We start from the raw sequence: 20,581 nt of genomic DNA on the forward strand, positions 1-20,581 counted from the left end.
ATTATTTAGTCACCGCATTTTTTTATCATTTTAATTAAAAATGTTCTTTGGAAAATTGCTCGCAAAACGCTTTTATAGTTTGTCTTACGGTTCTAAATTCCTCTAAAATTTCTTCTTCATTTCCAGTTGCTTTGGCCGGATCATGAAAGTTATAATGCAGTTTGATTGCTTTTGAAGGGAAAAATGGGCAACGTTCTTTAGCATTGTCACAAACCGTAATTACAAAATCAAAATCTATGTTTTGATATTCATCAATATGGTTTGAAGTGTGATTAGAAATATCAATTCCATCTTCTTTCATTGTTGCAATTGCTCTCGGATTAACGCCGTGAGTTTCTACACCAGCGCTGTAAACCTCGGCTTTATTGCCTAAAAAATGTTTTAAATAACCATCGGCGATTTGACTTCGGCAACTGTTTCCTGTGCAGAGCACTAAAATTTTTTTTGTCATAATTTAAACGAATAACCAAATGATATTGATAATGCAGAATTTTGGTTCAAAACCAAAAATGAGCTGCAGCACAATTACAGATGTTGTGATAATGATAGGTTTCTTGTATTTGATTAGTTTCTGCTTCATGATTAACAACAACCTGAATTTGGTGAACAGCTGTTTGCTTCGTTTTTGTGCAGTTCAGTTAAAGCAATTTTCTGTTTTGCTTGAGGAACATTGCACGCGTCTTGCGCCAGACATGCAGTAGTTTTGTTTTTTAGAATAAAATGAGTTCCATTAAATTCTAAATCATATCTGCCAATAGTTTCATTTTGATATTCTACTTCAATTTCAAAATCTTGAATGTTTAATTTTTCTTCTGAAAGTTGAATAATATGCAAAAGTTTGCCTGGTTTTAATCGGTGTTCAAAATCATTTGCGTTCCACAATTGAAAGTTTACCGCATTTTCGTTTCGTATTACGCCTCCGCAATCAATAAAGTTTTTTGAAGTGATTCCAATTTCAGTTACATGAAAATGTTCGGGAACAAATACGCCGTTTTCTAATTGAAAGGCAACATTTTCCAAATTGGGAAGTATGTTTTTAATTTCTGAAAGTTTCATAATTTTTTATTTATAGTTATAATGCAATATTGCGATATAGATATTTAAAAAAATGCTTTAGCAGCATTTCTGATTTTTTGTAACGGCAATAATATTTGAAAAATAGGTATTTAAAATATCAAATGTCGATTCGTCGATGCAATAACAAATCGCATTTCCTTCGATATTTCCTTTTATAAGCCCTGCATTTTTGAGTTCTTTAAGATGTTGTGAAACGGTTGGCTGCGCAAGCGGAAGCTCATTTACAATGTCGCCACAGATACATTCGTTTACTTTCAAAAGATATTCAATAATGGCAATTCTGGCAGGATGTCCTAAAGCTTTTGCAATTGTAGCAATCTGATTTTGTTTATCTGTAAAATGTTCTGTTTTTGAAGCTCCCATTTTGTTTAAATTTTAATATAGCAATATTACGATATAGATTTATTAAAAACAAATAGTAAACGGAATATTTATTTTTCAATTTTATTTTTCCTCTAATTATTTTTATAGAATTTTATAGATTGTAAATAATGAGTATTTCTTTAGACAAACGGAAAAACTTTTTTCTGAGCTATAATGTATCTGTAATGTCTTTCCATCTCTTTTCAGTATAAAAGTTTCGAAATTCTTTATTCGACAATAATTCTTTCTTATTTAAGTCACCTCTGAGATCATTTAAGCTTAAAAAATCTAATGAAATACTTCGATATTGTTCTTCGTTAGTTTGATTATAGATTTTGGCAAAAAGTTCGGCTGCTTCAAAATTTTGAGCGCTTGTCATTCCTCCTAAAATCATTGAAGCATTGTTGTAGTTGTCATATACTTTTTGAAATTCTTTTGCCTTATAATTATTTGTAGCTTCATTAATAAGGGTTAAGACGTTTTCTGTATCTTTTTTATCTCTTTCCGAAGCTTCTTTTGATGTTGGAATGGTGTATTTAAAGCCATAATTGAGAGCATAAATTTTTAAAGGAAGAAGTTTTAAAGACGCTCTTCTTTTATCTACTTCATTTTCTTTTATGATGGCCCTAAAACTCGAAGCTTCACCGTTTTGTGTCCAGTTTACCTGAGTTCCATAAAGTTGTTTGTAATTCAGGTTGCATTGTACTCGATCATATAAAAAAGCATAATTTTCAATATCAAGTTCTTTGGTTCCTTTCAGTTTTTCCATTTCATGAAGCGCTGTTTTTTGAAATTGAATATCTTGATCTGCATGTTGCACAATAAGCCAGAAATTATGAGCGCCGTCTTTTCCAATTTCGGATATTTTTGGCCATCCGTTTGCTTTCAGAATCTCTTTTGCTGTCGAAAGATTTTTAAAATCTAAGTCGTTAATTTTCTGCTGTAATTCATTTAATAGAGCAGGATCTGAAGTTTGTATTTTCCAATATCTAATTTTCTGATCTGCAATTCCCATTGCATTGATTTGTTTTCGCAATTCTGGAAGTTTTAATTTTTTTTCATATTCCTGCTCTTTCAATTGTGCTTTTTGTTTAATCGTTTTCCACGTATATGGATATTTAGCACGTAAAAAATCAAAATAAGGATCTATGGAAAGTTGCTCTGCTTCAGTCCATCCTTTATTTAGAGCTATATTTAAATATTTAAAAGCTTTTGCTTCATTTAGAGCTAACGAATACATTCCAGCAGCTTTATAAGCATTTAATGCATCTGGCTGTTTTATCAAAAAGGCTTTTTCTAGTTTTGGAATAGCATTTTTATAATCTTTTTGAAGATGAAGTAGAGAAGCTTCAGCAATTAATTCCTCGTAATGAAGATTTGTTTGCGCTTTAGAAGTATTAAAAACGAAAAACAGCAACGCAAAAAATAAATATCGATTCATAAAATTTAAAGTTTATTCAGAAAATTTTTCTAAGATGAAAATACAAATTTTGTTATTAGGTATTTGATTTATATTGTATTAATAAAAAAGCCCATTTCTTTTTGAAATGGGCTTTTGATTTTATCTTGATCAAACTATTTATTGTTTCAAATCGACAACAACTTTTTCAATTTTGCCTTGAAAAGTAAAAGGCGCATCGTAAGTTCTGTTTACTGGTGTTCCAAAATCTTCACCAACATCTAAGGTTTCATCTGCAGAAAAACGGCTTGGTACTGTTTTAGGAATATCACCACTGGCTACTTTTTTGCCATCAACAAGCAAAGTTGCTTTAGCTGCTTTTCCAACACCGCCACCTGCATAATCAAAATTCAGAACAATAGTATGTTTGCCTGCAGTTAAAGCAGTTGGAGACTGAATGCTCCATTTATGATTTGGATAATGAGAAAAAGCATAGGCAAATGTTGGCTTACCTTTTTGAAGCATTAAAGCTAATCCGGCAAAATAACCGCCTTGCGTAATAATCATACCTTCCTGACCTGCTTTCACATCAACATCTGCTGTTATACTGAAAGATGTATTTTTCATGTTAGGTGCCATTCCTTCTGTTATACGTGATGTTCCTTGGTGGAAAGTAAATTGATTTCGGCCTTTATTTAAATTAGGGCGGTTTTCAGGATTTACGCGGTCTATATAACGGTCGTCAAACGGAAAAACATTGTATTTTTCGGCTTCTTCCATAAAAGCTTTTTGCATTTCTTTCAATTTGTCTGGATTTTGTGCCGCAATATCATTTGCTTGGCTAAAATCTTTTGTCAAATCGTATAATTCCCATTTATAATCTTTTACAGGATCTTCAGATGGAATAGGATGTCCTTGCCACGGAAGATTTTTTGGAGTTGTACTTGCCATCCATCCATCTTTGTAGTAGCCTCTGTTGGCAATAACTTCAAAATATTGTGATTTATGTGTTTCAGGTGCATTTGCATTATCAAACGAATAAACAAGACTTTTTCCTGCTATAGGAGTTTGATCGAAACCATCGACTTTTTTGGGCTGTGGGATATTTGCAGCTTCAAGAATAGTAGGGACAATATCTGTGATATGAGCAAATTGGCTTCTTATTTGCCCAATCTGCTTGATTCTTGCTGGCCATGAAATTACCATTCCGGTACGGCTTCCTCCTAAATGTGAAGCAATTTTTTTATCCCATTGAAATGGCGTATTCATTGCATGCGCCCAGCTTTGAGAATAATGTTCAGCCATCCAGGGACCACCAAAATCATCTAAATGTTTCAGCATGAATTCTTCCGTATCAACTTCGCCATTTACCATAATACCAATTTCGCTGGTCAAACCTTGCCCAGTTGGATCTTCGGCACTTGCACCATTGTCTCCCATTATAAAAATGACCATCGTATTGTTATATTCTCCCAAGTCTTTAATTGACTGAAGAATTCTTCCAATTTGATTATCGCAATAAGCAAGCATAGCAGCATAAACTTCCATTTCTCTGGCAGCTACTTTTTTCATTCCAGGAGTTAATGCGTCCCATTTTTGATATTCTGGCGGTGTCGCGGCTAGTAGTGCATCTGATGGAATGATACCTAATTTTTTCTGATTTTCGTATGTTGCAATTCGCTGTTTATCAAATCCCTGATCAAATTTTCCTTTGAATTTGGCGATCCATTCTTTAGGTGCCTGATGCGGAGCGTGTGCAGTTCCCGGAGTATAATAAGCAAAGAAAGGTTTGTTTGGCGAAACATTTTTTTGCGTTTGTATCCAACGAATTGCATGATCTGCCAAATCTCGGTCTAAGATATAATCAGTATCAACTTTTTCATCTTTAAAATAAGGATCTACAGGTTTTGTTCCTTCAAATAAAGCGGGTCTGAATTGATGTGCATCGGCTCCTAAAAAGCCATAAAAATATTCAAAACCTAAACCTGTTGGCCATAAATTAAATGGCCCTGCTGGGGTAGATTGCCAGTCTGGCACGTTATGATTTTTACCAAACCATGAAGTTCCATAACCATTATCAGTTAAAATCTTACCAATGGTAGCAACGCTTCGTGGCACTAAACTGTTATAACCGGGATAAGGTGTTGAGAATTCCATAATAATTCCTGTCGCAGCCGTATGATGGTTTCTTCCGGTAATTAATGCGGCTCTTGAAGGAGAACAAACTGCCGTGGTGTGAAAACGGTTGTATCGCAGTCCGTTTTGTGCAAGAGCATCAAAATTTGGTGTTGGTATAGGGCCTCCAAAAGTAGAACTTGCACCAAAACCAACATCATCAATCATAATCAGTAAAACATTGGGAGCACCTTCTGGCGCACTGATTTCTTTGGGCCAGTCTATAGGATCAGAACCTTTAATTGTAGGAGCTACTTTTCCCACTTTTTGATAGGGTTCAATAGGCAAAACGGTTCTGTCAGGCCAATTTTGAGCATTTATTGTACCAAAACCTAAGACTAAAATTAGTCCAGTAAGCAAAAAGTTATTTTTCATAATATTAAATGGTATTATATTTATAAAAAAAGAGTACTAACTTTTTAAAAATCTGTTTTTGAGGGAAATAGAGTAGTAAATTTACAAAAATTAGAATATGGGACGTTATAAAAAACTAAGATATTTAGTAAATAAATTTTTATAAATATGGATATAAAAAAAGCCTGAGTCATCAAATGAAACAGGCTTTTGGGTACTTGTTTTTTTTTTAACCGCAAAGGTTTACGCAAGGTTCGCAAAGTTTTAATAAAGCTTTGCGAACTTTGCGTTTATATTAAGCTTGCATAAAATAAAATCTTTGCGTCCTTTGCGGTTAAAAAAACTATAAGTTACTATACAACAATTGCAGGGTATGAAAGTCGGACGACCCGTCAAAATATTTATGAAGTGCTTCCTGAAATACAGGTTCGCTGTTCTGAATACTCGCAAATAAAGTCAGGCACGACTGCAGCTTTTCGTCATCTGGATTCCCAAATATTTCTTCTGCCGTTTTTTCTTCGTTTTTGATTAATTCTGAAGTGATTTCAATGAGATGTTTTCCGAGAATTGGATGTTCTAAAAATGCGATTGCTTCATCGGCATTCTTAATTTCATAGAATTTTGAAGTATCACAAGATCCTGATCCTTTTATCTGTGGAAAAACAAACCACATCCATGGAGACTCTTTTTTACCTTTTTTAATTTCAGACAGCGCTGACAGATAAAGCTTATTTTGTGCGTCTAAAAAACGCATTAGTTCATTTGTATTGTAGGCCATTATTTACTGATTTTGATTTGGGGAATCAGGTCATAAAACTACTCAAAATATGTTTAGTTGTACACGCTGAAGTCGTTTTTTTACAGCTATTTTGTTAGATTTTTTGCAAACTAAAATCTTTATGTAAGAACTGTAAAAATTTGGCTTCAAAAAGAGGAAATAGAGAAAACTAAGGATTTTATTTTGTCGAAATGACAAACAATATGCTTAATCGTTTCTTTTCCAAATAAAATCTCAATCAATAATCGCTGGTTTTCTGATATTCTTTCCAACTTTATTAGTTAAATCATCACCAAGATCTTCTCGTGCCGTCTCAGCTATTTTTTGAATTTGCTGGACAATTTCCGGATATAATTCCTGTACATCGCGGGCTTCACCTGGATCATGCGCTAAATCGTATAGTGCCATTGGAACTTCAGCTGTTGCACCTTTGCCTCTTAAACCGTCTTTTCCGGGTAGATTTTTATTATAAGTGGTTCCTTTATGCGGAAAAACAAGTTTCCAATGTTTATACCGAATGGCTTCCAGATTATTGCTTCCAATTCCAAAATAATAATAAAAAGTATCTCTCGGGCCTTTATCCGTTTTTCCAGTTAAGAGCGGAAGAAAATTTAGACCATCAATTTTGTTTTCTGGCAATGAAGCTCCTGTAATTGCAGCAATAGTAGGCAAAAGATCCATATTTGTAAAAAGCGAACTATTTACCATTCCGCCTTCAATTTTTCCAGGCCAGCGAATTAAAAATGGAACTCTTGTACCGCCTTCCCAAGTAGTTGATTTTCCTTCTCTGAAACCTCCCGAAGAACCGGCATTGTCGCCAAAAACAAGCCAAGGACCATTATCACTGGTTACAATAAGAACCGTATTTTTAGAAAGATCTTCATTTTCTAATGTTTTTAAAATTTCTCCAATGGACCAATCAATTTCCATTATAACATCGCCAAAAAGGCCTAAATCACTTTTTCCTTTAAACTTATCTGAAACAGCTAAAGGCGCATGAGGCAAAGGATGCGTCAGGTATAAAAAGAACGGATTCTTTTTATTCTTTTTGATAAAACCAACGGCTTTTTCTGTAAATAAAGTGGTTAATTTTGAAGCTTCTTTAATATTTTTGATCGTATCAATTACAGTAGTATTACTGATCATTGGAAGAGGAGGAAAGCTCGAACGCATATCTTTCGGATCTGTAACCAATGAATAACCGTCATAATCAATTGGCCAGACATCATGCGAATATGGAATTCCATAAAACTCGTCAAAACCATAATTTGTTGGCCAATATGGCATTTCATTTCCTAAATGCCATTTTCCGTAATTAGCCGTTTTGTAGCCCACTTTTTTAAGCATTGAAGCAATGGTTTCTTCTTTCGGATTAAGAGCGTGTTTCATTCCGGGAAGCAATACACCAGACATCCCAATTCGGTTAGGATAACAGCCTGTCAATAAAGCCGCTCTTGATGCAGTACAAATGGCTTGACCTGCATTAAAATTTGTAAATCGCATTCCTTCCTGAGCAATCTGGTTAAAATGTGGCGTTGGAATTCCGGTCATTCCATAAGGTTCGGTATCTCCATATCCCATATCATCCATATTGATGATTACGATATTGGGTTTTGAATCTTGTTTTTTATTTTGAGCGGTTATTTTGCAATTAAAAAAGGACAGGAATAACAAAAGCAAGGTTATACTTTTTCTCATAATTTACGCGGTAATTATTTTGGATAGTGGTATACAAATATAATTCGCAAAAATGGAAACTATTCTGCTTGAGAAAACTCTTTTATGGTAAATAAACAGAAAATTGTTATTTCTTTAAAAGCAGCGCCTTCGTGTATTCATAGTTCATTTTTGCGATAGAAAGTACCGAAATGCTCTGCGGACATTCGACTTCGCAGGCTCTTGTGTCCGAACAATTTCCAAAACCTTCCGCATCCATTTGCTGTACCATCGTTAAAACCCTTTTTGAAGCTTCTATTTTTCCTTGTGGAAGCAAAGCTAAATGGGTTATTTTGGCACCCACAAACAAAGCTGCACTGGCATTTTTACAAGTCGCCACGCAGGCACCGCAGCCAATACAGGCGGCAGCGTCAAAAGAGGCTTCGGCAGTTTCATATGAAATGGGAATACTGTTGGCTTCAGGCGCTTGACCGGTTGCTGCGCCAATAAATCCGCCTGATTCAATAATCGAATCAAAAGCAGAGCGGTCAATTTTCAAATCTCTAAGAACCGGAAACGCTTTGGCTCTAAAAGGTTCAATATAAATGGTTTCGCCGTCTTTAAAGCTTCGCATATGAAGCTGGCAGGTTGTAGTATTTTTCAAAGGACCGTGCGCTCTTCCGTTTATCATGACGCCGCATTGACCACAGATTCCTTCTCTACAGTCGTGATCAAACTCAATTACGCGTTCTTTTTTCTGAATCAAAGATTCGTTTAAGAGATCGAGCATTTCAAGAAAAGACATATGTTCAGATACGCCGTCTATTTCATAATCTTTAATTTCTCCTTTAGAAGAGGTATCAAACTGACGCCATATTTTTAGAAATAGTTTCATAGCTAATTATTAATTATAAATTGTTAATTATGAATTGCTTGCAAGTTGTAAAATTGAGTCTGATGGATTGTTAATTAATAATTTACAATTAACAATCAACAATTATTTATAACTTCTAACTGTAAGTTCAACTGCTTCAAAAACAAGCGGTTCTTTATGTAATTTTTGAGGTTTTTCTTTTCCTTGCCATTCCCAAGCAGATACGTAACAAAAATCGGCATCATTCCGAACGGCTTCACCATCAGCAGTCTGGTATTCTTCTCTAAAATGAGCACCGCAGGATTCTTCGCGCTGCAGGGCATCATGGCACATTAATTCGGCTAATTCAAGATAATCAGCAATTCGTCCGGCTTTTTCTAACTCGCTGTTTAAGGTATCATCGCCTGTAATTAATAGATCGTTTTCAAAAGATTTCTTTAAATCTTTGATGCCTTCAATAGCTTCTTCCAAACTTTTTTTGCTTCTCGAAAGTCCACATTTTTCATAAAGAAGACGGCCAATTGTTTTATGAAAATAATCGGCGCTTAAAGTTCCTTTATTGCTTAAAAATTTATCTAATTGCGCTCTAACGGCATTTTCGGCTTCTTCAAAAGCGGGATGATTGATGTCAATTTTGGCTGAATTCAATTCGCCGGACAAATAATTCGGAATTGTATAGGGTGCTATAAAATAGCCGTCTACACAAGCCTGAAGAAGCGAATTAGCACCAAGACGATTGGCGCCATGGTCAGAGAAATTAGCTTCTCCGAGCGCGAATAAACCTGGAATTGTAGTCATTAATTCATAATCAACCCAAAGTCCTCCCATAGTAAAATGCGCAGAAGGCGAAATCAGCATAGGTTCTTTATAAGCATTGATGCCAGTAATTTTTTCATACATCGCAAAAAGGTTACTGTATTTAGTTTCAATTTTATCTTTTCCTTGTGATTTTATTGCATCAGAAAAATCAAGATAAATGGCATTTTTCATTGGTCCGACGCCATGTCCGGCATCGATTTGCTCTTTTGCAGCTCTTGAAGAAATGTCTCTGGGGGCAAGATTTCCAAAAGAAGGATATTTTCGTTCCAAATAATAATCACGTTCTTCTTCTGGAATTGTATTTGGATTTCTGCTGTCAGCGGCTTTTTTTGGAACCCAGATTCGGCCATCATTTCGCAGTGATTCTGACATTAAGGTCAATTTAGACTGGTTTTCACCATGTTGTGGCAGGGAAGTAGGGTGAAACTGAATCCAGCTTACTCCAGCCATGTAAGCACCCTTTTTATGCGCCCTCCAAATAGCCGAACTATTACAGCCCATTGCCAATGTGGACAGATAATATACTTTTCCATACCCTCCAGAAGCTAAAACAACTGCATCTGCATTGTGGCGTTCTAAGGCTCCGGTTTCAAGATTTCGGGCAATAATTCCTTTTGCTTTTCCGTCAATCACTACTAATTCAAGCATTTCATGACGTGTGTGTAAATCTACTTTTCCTAATGAAACTTGTCGCAGCAAACCTTGATAAGCGCCAAGCAAAAGCTGTTGTCCAGTTTGTCCGCGAGCGTAGAAAGTGCGCGAAACCTGAACACCGCCAAAAGATCTGTTGTTTAAATATCCCGCATATTCTCTGGCAAAAGGAACACCTTGTGCTACTGCATGATCTATTAAAGCGGCGGAGCATTCGGCTAAGCGATACACATTTGCCTCTCGAGATCTAAAATCACCGCCTTTTATGGTATCATAAAACATTCTGAAAGTGCTGTCGCCGTCATTTTTGTAGTTTTTAGCAGCATTAACACCGCCTTGTGCCGCAACGGAATGTGCTCTTCGAGCCGAATCCTGAAAACAGAAAGATTTTATATTATAGCCTTGTTCTGCCAAAGAAGCTGCACATGAAGCGCCTGCAAGTCCAGTTCCTACAACAATAACGGTAAGTTTTTTTCGGTTCGCCGGATTTACCAGTTTGGCTTTGGCTTTATAATTGTTCCATTTTTCGGCAAGCGGTCCTTGGGGTATTTTTGATTCCATTCTTTTCAGCTGTTTAAAATAGTTGAGACAAATTTTAAGAAATCGAAATTGTAAGGGCACTCTAATTTACTATAAATTATTTAATTACGAATAATTTGTCAAAATTTAAACTTCATTTTATAAAGTGTTTTTTATGATTGGAACAAAAAATGAAACCCGCAAAACCATTCTTTTTTTTGGTTATGCGGGTTTATAATTGTTTTCTAAAATTTATTGCTTGCTGATTGGTATCGCTTTGCCGGTTTCATTTGTTTTGATGAAATAAACTCCTGCAGCATGTTCATAGATCGAAATCAGATTTCCTTTGCCTTGTTTGATTTTGGTTCCCAAAGGAGAAAATACCGTCCATTCTACTTCTTTAGATAAATGGAAAATTCCTTTAGACGGATTTGGAAAAACGATGATTTTATTGGATGCTTCATCCGGATTTTCTACACCAAGATGGCAATCATGAACCATGTAAGAAATATCTTTAGTATTGCTTCCGCCAGAATTAGTTACAGTCAAAGAAACTTCTTTATCACCTTCTGTACTGTAAATAACAGCATGCGGACCAGCTCCTGTTGCTGTCGCAGGCTGTGCATTTACGCCAAAATTCCATGTATAAGTATCTACAGTACCAACAGAAACAGAAGTAAAAGTGACAGCAGTATTTGTACAGCCCATTTGAGGCGTAAACTCAAAATCTGCAATAGGAGCTGCAGTGCCTGCTGTGAGAATAAATTCCATTTTATTGAAGTTGATGTCGTTTTCATCAAAATACAAAGTAATAACGTGATTGCCCTGCGTTAACGTAATATTTGGAATAGCGACAGTCTGCCAAGCCTGAAAACCTCCCGTATTTGGAATGTTCACAACACCCGTTACATTTGTACCATCAACTTCCAAATGTAATTTTCGGGTATTGTAAGGTGTTGAGATTCTTAAATTAATAGTATAAGTTCCGGTAGTGTTTACTTTTGCGGTATATTTCAGCCATTCATCTTTTGCGACGTAAGACAGATTAAATCCGCCTTCATTACAAACTTCTGTTCCAACGCCGTCGCCAGCTCTGTATGCAGTATCTCCACCGCCATTTTTATCCAGAAAAGCACTTGGACCGACATCATAATTTTCGGCTTCAATAATTCCAGGAATCTGAGCCACTAATCCCTGATAAGGTGCATTTTGAAGCGTAGTTGCTGTATAAGAAGCTGTATAAGTTATTGTCCCTGTTGCTGGAGCTTTAAAAGTTTGATTGGCTGTTCCGCCCTGGCTCCAGTGATCAAAGTCATAACGGATATTTCCAACATATTGCGGAGTTGGTGCATTTAAAGTCTGTAAAGCCGCGTTTGCTACAACTTGTTTTGTTGAAGGCGCTGTAACTGTTTTTTGATTAAATTCTAAATTAAGCGGTACAGGCGAAGCTGCTGCTGTAACATCAACCAGATTAGGTTTGATATCAACAAAAGCAGTAGCTGTTAAACCATTGCTATCTGTTACTTTTACCGTAAAACGATACCATACATTTGGTGTTTTTTCGCCTTGATTTGATGCTGTAAAATTTCCTGATTTTACGCCTTGAGGACTTGCGCCGGGGTGCGAATGTCCGGCTCCCGGAATATCTTCGTGAAAAAGATCCATACTCCATGAAAAAGCACTTGCAGGTAATGTGCCGTCTTCAATATCTGATGCCGTTGCTTCAAAATAGACAATATCTTCTGCATTCCATTTTAAAGAAGGCAAAGGAGAAACTATAGAAACTGTTGGTGCATTCGTAAAAGGTGTTACTGTCAAAACTGCATTATTGCTGGTTACATTTCCGGCTGTATTTGTCACAACAACTCGATAATTTCCTGCATTTGCAGCGGTCACATTTGGAATTGTATAACTAGCGGCAGTTGCACCGTTAATATTCGCATTGTTATACTGCCATTGATAAGTAAGTCCAACACCACTGGCCGAAACTGTAAATGTTACAGGTTTTGTTTCCATTATGGATTGAGAAAGTGGATGATTTACAATAGTAGGAGCAGCAGTTGCAATGTAATCAAGTTTAATAAGCGCACCATTGTTTCCGTATGCGCAATAATAAATATAGCCGTCATTTCCCAGCATCATTCCGAGAGCCTGCTGTTGTGGAGCCGAATAAAATTCAGTAGAAACGGGATCAGCAATATTTGGGTCAAAAGAGCGTATGGCATTTCGAACAAAATCCTTGATAATAAATTTGCCCTCAAGATTAGGATAGCGTGGCGTATCCGGATTATATAATACACCATTGGTCAACGCATTGCCAATAGTTCCTGTTCCGTAGGTAAATATCGGATTGGTAAATAAATTGGTTTCTGTCTGTTTTCCGTCACCTCCTTGTGGATGTCCCCAGGCATAATTACGAATGGCCGGATTGCTGATTTCGTTTATTTCTTCCCAAGAAGTTCCCACGTCCAAAACAAATAATTTATTGGCTTTTATGTTCGGAACCAGTCTCCATGGATTTCTAAAACCATATACCCAGATGCTTTGTCTTTGTAAAGAACCGCTTCCATAAAATGGATTTCCTGGTGCAGGCAGTCCATTTTCTGTAAGTCTGAGGATTTTTCCTTTGTATGTGTCCAAATCCTGAGAATTGGTATTTTGCTGGCTGTCACCAACAGTTACATAAAGAAAACCGTTAAAGAATTTTAAATCACCTCCGTTATGAAAACCACCGCCAATAGGTTCTAAAAGTAAAATTTCCTGTCTGTTGACTACCTGATTGGCATTATCGATTTTAATTCTTTCAATACGATGTCTGATTACCGTTCCGTCGTTGATTGAATAGAAAACATAAATATAACCGTTTGTGGCGAAATCTGGATGCAAAGTCAAACCAAGTAGACCTTGTTCATTGTCTGTAACGGTATTTACAGTAAAAACGGTAGCAACAGCATTGTTCTGAAAAACTTTTACAATACCGCCTCTTTCTGCTATAAAAATTCTTCCGTCAAAAGATTGTTCCAGCGAAAGTCCTTCTTTGATAACTGCTGTAGGAGCAAGATTTTGTGTAATGTACTGACTGTAGGATTTTGAGGTTATCAATAAAATGAAAACACAAAATAAATGCAGTAATTGTCGCCTTTTTTTAATTTGGACCTGTAAGTTTTTTTTCATAAGTATTTAATAGGATTAATAAATTTGGGTAACCAAATTTAATCTTTTTCCTCTTAATTACTTATCTAACAATTACTTATTTGCCAATAATTTCTTTTCGGTGCAAAGTTCCCCATTCGTTTAGAGCTCCAATAACATTATACAAAGTATGGCTATGTTCAGTTCTTGCATATTCAACGGTAGGAGGAAAAGTATCATAAACCGTTCTGGTAACCAGTTTGTTCATTTCCAGATCTTTCAGTTCTTTAGAAAGCATTTTGTCTGTAATTCCGTTTATATCTTTAGAAATCTCTTTGAATCGTTTTGGCCTGTTTGATAATGCAATTAAAATTGGCAGCTTCCATCTGCCACTTAAAACTTCTAAAGCATCTCTCACAGGTAGCAATGCAGCCAGACAGGCTTCTGGTTCACAGCCCATTTCTTTTTTAATTTCGTTTTTTGTTTTCATACATATTGCTTTACTATCCTCAATGATAGCGCTATCCTCGAGGATAGTACTATAAAAGAGATAGTAAATGTAGATAAGTTTGTATTGTAAAACAAACAATATAAATTATGAGCCAAAAAATTCTACGCATAATTACTAGTACCAACGGAGATACTTCGTTTAGTAATCAATTATCTAAAGCTGTTATTGAAAAATTAACTGCATCAAATCCTGAAACTGAAGTACAGACACTGGATCTTTCTAAAACCCCGCTTCCATATTTGACAAATTCGCATATAAGTGCTGTTTATGCACCTGCAGAAAGCCACACGCCTGAGCAGGCTGAAGCACTTAAATATTCTGATGAAGCGATAAAAACTTTGATGGAATCGGATGTGATTGTGATTGGTGTGCCCTTATACAATTTCGGAATTCCAGCAGTTTTAAAAGGATGGATTGACCAAATTGCTAGAGCAGGGAAGACCTTTAGTTACAGTGAGAGTGGTCCAAAAGGATTATTGACAGATAAGAAAGTCTTTTTATCAATTGCATCTGGTGCGATATTTTCAGAAGGACCTTATAAAAGTTATGATTTTTCAGAATCGTATTTGCGAACCGTATTTGGTTTTTTAGGAATAACTGATATCACTACTTTCCGCGTTGAAGGAACTGCAATTCCTGATTTTGCTGCAAATGCATTGCCTAAAGCCTTATCTTCTGTAGAAGAATTTGCTTTTTAAGAAAATCAAAAAAAATCTGCCAAATCTGCGTGAAAAAATTAGTCCCGCAGATTTAGCAGATTTTTATAGTGAAACTCAAGAATATTTTAAATATTATTTCTCAATAATCATTGTAACGCCTTGTCCACCAGCGGCACAAATTGAAACAAAGCCTCTTCCCGAACCTTTTTCATTTAAAAGTTTCGCCATTACGCCAATGATTCGGCCACCCGTTGCAGCAAAAGGATGCGCTGCAGCAAGACTGCTTCCTTTTACATTCAGTTTTTCTCTGTCGATCGCACCAAGAGGTTTTTTCAATCCTATTTCGGCGCTCAATTCTGGGCTTTCCCAAATTTTTAAAGTAGCCAAAACTTGTGCAGCAAAAGCTTCATGAATTTCATAATAATCAAAATCTTGTAAATTTAAATTGGCTTTTTCGAGCATTCGAGATGCAGCAAATAAAGGCGCCAATAAAAGATTGTGCTGGTTTTTGACGTATTCAATTGCAGCAATCTCGGCAAATGTGATATAAGCCAAAATTGGCAACCCTTGTTCTTTTGCCCATTCCTCACTTGCCAAAAGAATACAGGACGCACCGTCAGTAAGCGGTGTTGAATTTCCTGCAGTCAGCGTTCCGTTTGCTTTGTCAAATGCGGGATTTAGTTTGGCTAATTTTTCAATCGAACTGTCTTTTCTTAAATTATTGTCTTTTTCAAGTCCGTTAAAAGGTGTAATCATATCATCAAAGAAACCTTCTTCATAGGCTTTTGCCATCTTTAAATGACTTTTAAGCGCTAATTGGTCTTGATCTTCTCGGGGTATTTTATAATATTTTGCAGTAATTTCAGTATGTCCGCCCATCGAAAGTCCAGTTTGTGATTCTTCGTTTCGAGGAACTAATGGTGATAAATCTTTCGGACGAATTTTCAAAAAAGATTTAATTTTTCCGCCAAACGATTTTGCTTGTCGTGCTTCCAATAGAATTTTTCGAAGTTTTTCGCTGAATGCCATCGGAATATCACTGATGGAATCTACACCACCAGCAATTCCAGAATCAATCTGGCCGAGGGCAATTTTATTGGCAATATAAACAGCACTTTCAATTCCGGTGTCGCAGGCTTGCTGTAAGTCGCAGGCAGGAGTTGCAGGATCTAAAGACGTTTTCATAACGCATTCTCTGATCAAATTCATATCATAAGAATGTTTAATTACCGCGCCGCCGCCTACTTCGCCCAGTAATTTTCCTTTTAAATTGTATTTGTCTATAAGTCCGTTTAAGGCAGCTGTCATCATTTCTTGATTCCCAACATTTGAATACGCTGTATTTGCACGTGCAAACGGAATTCGGTTATAGCCAACAATGGCAACTTTTCTAATCGTTGTGGTATTGTTCATATCTGGATTTTGTTTCAGTTTTCCAGATTAAAGATAAGGAGAAAATGTGATAATTAGATAATTAGAAAATGTGTCAATTAGAAAATGTATCAATCAGAAAATGTGTTAATCAGAAAATGTGTTAATCAGAAAATGTGTCAATTAGAAAAGTATAAAAATCATAAATTATCTAATTCTCTAATTGCCACATTATCAAATTCTATTTATTCATCGAAATATAATCCGAAGGCGACATTGAAAAATGCTTTTGAAAGTTTCTTCCAAAGCTTGTCTGTGATTTATAACCCACCATTTCAGCAATTTCATACATTTTGTAATTCTCATTTAAAAGCAATTCTGCGGCGCGTTTTAGACGAACAAGATTAATCAATTCATTCGGACTCAAATTAGATAAGTCTTTGATTTTTCGATACAAAGTAGAACGGCTCATGTTCATGATTTCGGCCAGCGATTCTACGCTTAAATCGGGATCTGTAATGTTTTTAAGGATTTCATCGTCTAGTTTTTTGAGGAATTTTTCGTCTGTTTTGTTGTGTGCGATGCTCTTGATATGAGAAAGAGGTGAACTCGCATAATAATTCATAATCTGTTTTCTGTTTTCGATTAGATTATTGGCTTGAACTTTTAAATAATCCATCGAAAAAGGTTTTGCTACATAAGCATCTGCACCAACTTCTAGACCATCAATCTGCGATTTTAAAGAGTTTTTTGCAGTTAATAAAATAACCGGAATATGACTTGTTTCCAGATTCGTTTTAATCTCTTTGCACATCGTAATTCCGTCCATATTTGGCATCGAAACATCGCTTATCACAAGCTGAATGTTTTGATTATGAATTATTTTCAGCGCCTTTTCTCCATCTTCGGCTTTTAAAATTGTGTATGTAGAAGCGAGTTCTGAAGTAATAAAATTTAAAAGGTCCAGATTATCTTCAACAATTAAAATTTGAGGTTTCTCTAGTTTTGTTTCCAGTTCTGTTTTTTCTAATTCTGATTCGCTCGTTTCTTTTTCAGAATCAGCATAAAGCATAAATTCTTCTTCCTGATGCAATGGAACAGCAAGTTCGAAAATGTTTAATTTAGGATCAGAAATTAATTGCAGATTTCCGTTATGAAGCTGTGCAAGCGAATGTGCAAGCGAAAGCCCAATTCCGGTTCCCGATGTAGTATCCATATTATCCACTCTGAAAAATGGCTCAAAAATCTTGTCTTTCAGCTGAAACGGAATCAAATTTCCATCATTTTTGACAATTAAGATCAGTTTTTTGTCATCTCTGAAAAGTGAAATCGAAACCTTGTCTTTTGAGTATTTGATCGCATTACTAATCAAATTGCTTAATATTTTCTTGAAAGCTTCCTTATCAACAAATGCAAAAATGTCTTTTTCGCCTAACTCCAGTTCAAAATCAATACCGCGTTCTTCAATCAATGGCGTAAATCTTAAATGCAGATTTCTTATAATTGATGAAATATTTGCTTCTACAAAAGTGAGTTTCAATCCGCCAATTTCAGATTTTCTAAAATCGAGTAATTCGTTTACCAATTTTAATAAACGCGACGTATTTTTCTTCATTATAGAAAGATTTTGAGGAACTTCCGGCGATTGATGTTCCATGATCAGCAGTTTTTCTAAAGGTCCTTTAATCAACGTTAAAGGCGTTCTGATTTCATGTGCAACATTGGTAAAAAAATCAATTTTAGCCTGATAGATTTCTTTTTCTTTTTCGTCGTTCAGATGTTTTATTTTTCGGTTATGCTTAATCTGCGTCAAGTTTTGAGAATAACGAATGATGTAGTAAAACGAACCGCAAATTAGTAGAAAATAGAAAAAATACGCATAAGAACTCGCCCAAAATGGAGGCAAAATCCTGATTTTTAATTCTACTTCTTTGCTCCAAACACCAAAACTGTTGAGCGATTTCACTTTAAAAATATAATCGCCAGGCGCCAATTCTGTAAAGAAAACTTTGTTGTTTCGTTCCAAATAAACCCAGTCATTATTGACGTTTTCCAGCTTGTACCAATATTCGGTAAGTTCTGGTGCGGTGTAATTTAAAGACGCGAATTCCAAATTAAATGACGATTGATCGTTATTCAATTCCAATTCGTCTAAATGCGAAATAGATTGTTTTATTGGCGAATCATTTTCATTGGCATCGATATCTTTATTATTGATTTGCAGATTGGTAATAAAGATAGAAGGCGTGTATTTGTTTTTGGTAAAGTTTTTCGGGTTGAAACTGATCATTCCGTTTAAATTTCCAAAATACATATCGCCATTTGTATCCATAAAAGCCGACGCATAATTAAACTGATCGCTCAGTAATCCGTTTGCTGTGGTGTAAATTTTAATGCTTTTATGATCTGGACCAAATTTTACCAGACCTTTTGAAGTCGTAAGCCATAAATTTCTGCTTTTATCTTCTAAAATAGAATAAACAACATTACTCGGGAATCCGTTTTTGGTTGTGAATTTCTTGAAAGTTCGACTCTTTTTATCAAATAGATTCAGGCCGTTTTCAGTTGCAAACCATAGGTTTTTTGAGCTGTCTTCAAAAATATAGTTTATGGAGTTATTGCTGATTCCGTTTGGATTTTTATAATCATAAGTGAAAACTTCCTTTTTTCGAGTTTTCGGGTTGTAATAAAAAAGACCATCACGATAACTTCCCGCCCAGCAATTTCCATCATGATCTTCTTTATAAGTTGTATAATGCGTAGTTTCAGGGAAATTTTTCAGAATATCAAAAGTATCTTTAAGTTCATCATAACGATATATTCCCATTGTGGTAATGACAATCAGTTCGTTTTTTTTGGTTTCATAAAAAGAAAAAATAAAATTGCTGTGCAGTCCAGAAGCGGGATTATTGGCGCTGTAATGTTTTATAACATTGCCAGAATTTCGATCCAAAACATCTAAACCATGCTCAAAAGTTCCTACCCAAATTTTGTCTTTTCTGGGCATTAAAGCGTGAATATTGTAATACGAAACAGGATAAGAAGTAAATTGCTGTGTTTTAGGATTGAAACGATTAACTCCAGCATCCTCAGTTCCAATCCATAAATCGCCGTGATCATCTTTATGAATTTCTCGGACGGCGCTTCCGCTGATGGAATTCTGATTTTTCTGAGGGAAATACTTTTTAAACTGTGTGTATTGTTTTTGATGGTAATTAATTCCACCAAAATAAGTTCCAATCCAGATTCCGTTTTCTTTATCAATCGTAATCGAGTAGGCTGCGTTGTCTGAAATCGCATACGGATCATTGTAATTTTTTTTCAGATTGATGCTTGTTTTTGTTTTCAAATTGTAAACATAAACGCCAGATTCGCTGGCAATCCAGATTTCGTTGTTTCCTCGCTTTTTAAATTGGCGCACAAAAACGGGTTCTTTACCTGAAAACTCTAAAACTGATGTTGTTTTGTCCTTAATATTATAAACCAAAACGCCATGATCCTGTGTGCCAATGAGAATGTTGTTTTTATTTAATGCATAAACAACTGTAATCCTAAAATTGACTTTATTTGCCGGCGGATTGATATTCATACTTTCAAACGAAAGATTTTCCTCAGAATAATGATATAATTTATTTAAGGAAGAAGCCCAAATTTCGCCGTTTTCATCTCGTGAGATCGAGGTTGTAACAAAATATTTATTTGGATTAAAAGTTTTGGTTTCTTTTTTTGAAGGTGAATATTTGTAAAGAATATTTCCAGAAACAAACCAAATATTGCCTTTTTTATCATGATTAATATCGTTGATTCTGTCGTTTATGGCTTCGTTCAATACGGTAAATTGATCTGTTTTTTTATTGTATTGGTACAAACCTTTATCAGTTCCTACCCAAATAATTCCGTTAAAAGCATGAATTGACTGTATATAGTTGCTTCCGAGGCTGTTAATTGGGTCAGACTGGCTTCTGTAGGTTTTAAAACGATAACCATCAAATCTATTCAGTCCATCTTTTGTTCCAAACCACATAAAGCCATCTTCATCTTGAGTTGAAGTGATAACGGTGTTGTTAGAAAGTCCTTCTTCAACCTGAAAATGTTTGAAATAATATTCCTGAGCCTGAATAAAATTTCCAGAAAAAAGAAATAAAAATGTAAAAAGAAAGAATTTACGCATTGCTGTGTGTTTTTATAAAAAAATAAATTTCTTCAAATCGTCTCAATATTCTACCAAATGTTGCAAGCCTAT

The 20,581-nt window shown here is 35.5% G+C and carries 14 protein-coding genes; 1 reads left to right on the plus strand and 13 read right to left on the minus strand.

Annotation, left to right across the window (positions count from 1 at the left end; translation table 11 throughout):
- Positions 1 to 34: 34 nt before the first annotated feature.
- From GKZ88_RS03780 to GKZ88_RS03830, 11 genes are all read right to left on the minus strand, one after another.
- The gene (locus GKZ88_RS03780) at positions 35 to 451 is read right to left on the minus strand and encodes an arsenate reductase ArsC (RefSeq protein ID WP_155101057.1); all 417 of its coding nucleotides are present in this window, start codon (positions 449 to 451) and stop codon (positions 35 to 37) included.
- Positions 452 to 582: 131 nt separating this feature from the next.
- The gene (locus tag GKZ88_RS03785; protein WP_155101058.1) at positions 583 to 1,056 is read right to left on the minus strand and encodes a DUF6428 family protein; all 474 of its coding nucleotides are present in this window, start codon (positions 1,054 to 1,056) and stop codon (positions 583 to 585) included.
- Between the two features lie 57 nt (positions 1,057 to 1,113).
- Complete coding sequence (locus GKZ88_RS03790; RefSeq protein ID WP_155101059.1) at positions 1,114 to 1,440, minus strand: metalloregulator ArsR/SmtB family transcription factor; 327 nt, start codon at positions 1,438 to 1,440, stop codon at positions 1,114 to 1,116.
- A gap of 169 nt (positions 1,441 to 1,609) precedes the next feature.
- A complete protein-coding gene (locus GKZ88_RS03795) occupies positions 1,610 to 2,881 on the minus strand; it encodes a DUF6624 domain-containing protein (protein WP_155101060.1) in 1,272 nt (423 codons plus the stop codon).
- A gap of 138 nt (positions 2,882 to 3,019) precedes the next feature.
- On the minus strand, positions 3,020 to 5,389 hold the full coding sequence (locus GKZ88_RS03800; RefSeq protein ID WP_155101061.1) for an arylsulfatase: 2,370 nt from the start codon (positions 5,387 to 5,389) through the stop codon (positions 3,020 to 3,022).
- Positions 5,390 to 5,711: 322 nt separating this feature from the next.
- Positions 5,712 to 6,146: a DUF1810 domain-containing protein gene (locus GKZ88_RS03805; RefSeq protein ID WP_155101062.1), complete on the minus strand. Its 435-nt coding sequence runs from the start codon at positions 6,144 to 6,146 to the stop codon at positions 5,712 to 5,714.
- Positions 6,147 to 6,380: 234 nt separating this feature from the next.
- Entirely contained in the window at positions 6,381 to 7,844 is a 1,464-nt protein-coding gene (locus tag GKZ88_RS03810) for a sulfatase (RefSeq protein ID WP_155101063.1), read from the minus strand.
- 106 nt (positions 7,845 to 7,950) lie between these two features.
- The gene (locus GKZ88_RS03815; RefSeq protein ID WP_155101064.1) at positions 7,951 to 8,697 is read right to left on the minus strand and encodes a succinate dehydrogenase/fumarate reductase iron-sulfur subunit; all 747 of its coding nucleotides are present in this window, start codon (positions 8,695 to 8,697) and stop codon (positions 7,951 to 7,953) included.
- 102 nt (positions 8,698 to 8,799) lie between these two features.
- Positions 8,800 to 10,707, minus strand: a complete 1,908-nt coding sequence (locus GKZ88_RS03820) for a fumarate reductase/succinate dehydrogenase flavoprotein subunit (protein WP_155101065.1) — start codon at positions 10,705 to 10,707, stop codon at positions 8,800 to 8,802.
- A 210-nt stretch (positions 10,708 to 10,917) separates the two neighbouring features.
- On the minus strand, positions 10,918 to 13,839 hold the full coding sequence (locus tag GKZ88_RS03825; protein WP_155101066.1) for a PQQ-dependent sugar dehydrogenase: 2,922 nt from the start codon (positions 13,837 to 13,839) through the stop codon (positions 10,918 to 10,920).
- Positions 13,840 to 13,915: 76 nt separating this feature from the next.
- Positions 13,916 to 14,287: a helix-turn-helix domain-containing protein gene (locus GKZ88_RS03830; protein WP_155101067.1), complete on the minus strand. Its 372-nt coding sequence runs from the start codon at positions 14,285 to 14,287 to the stop codon at positions 13,916 to 13,918.
- Positions 14,288 to 14,394: 107 nt separating this feature from the next.
- On the opposite strand from GKZ88_RS03830, the gene GKZ88_RS03835 reads away from it, so the two are divergent.
- The gene (locus GKZ88_RS03835) at positions 14,395 to 15,006 is read left to right on the plus strand and encodes an FMN-dependent NADH-azoreductase (protein WP_155101068.1); all 612 of its coding nucleotides are present in this window, start codon (positions 14,395 to 14,397) and stop codon (positions 15,004 to 15,006) included.
- Between the two features lie 93 nt (positions 15,007 to 15,099).
- On the opposite strand, the gene GKZ88_RS03840 is transcribed toward GKZ88_RS03835, so the two are convergent.
- Positions 15,100 to 16,380 (minus strand): acetyl-CoA C-acetyltransferase, encoded by a 1,281-nt coding sequence (locus GKZ88_RS03840; RefSeq protein ID WP_155101069.1) that lies wholly within the window; start codon positions 16,378 to 16,380, stop codon positions 15,100 to 15,102.
- Positions 16,381 to 16,579: 199 nt separating this feature from the next.
- A complete protein-coding gene (locus GKZ88_RS03845) occupies positions 16,580 to 20,509 on the minus strand; it encodes a hybrid sensor histidine kinase/response regulator transcription factor (RefSeq protein ID WP_155101070.1) in 3,930 nt (1,309 codons plus the stop codon).
- Between the last annotated feature and the right edge of the window lie 72 nt (positions 20,510 to 20,581).

This window comes from Flavobacterium sp. LC2016-01 (assembly GCF_009711135.1).
Lineage (GTDB): Bacteria > Bacteroidota > Bacteroidia > Flavobacteriales > Flavobacteriaceae > Flavobacterium.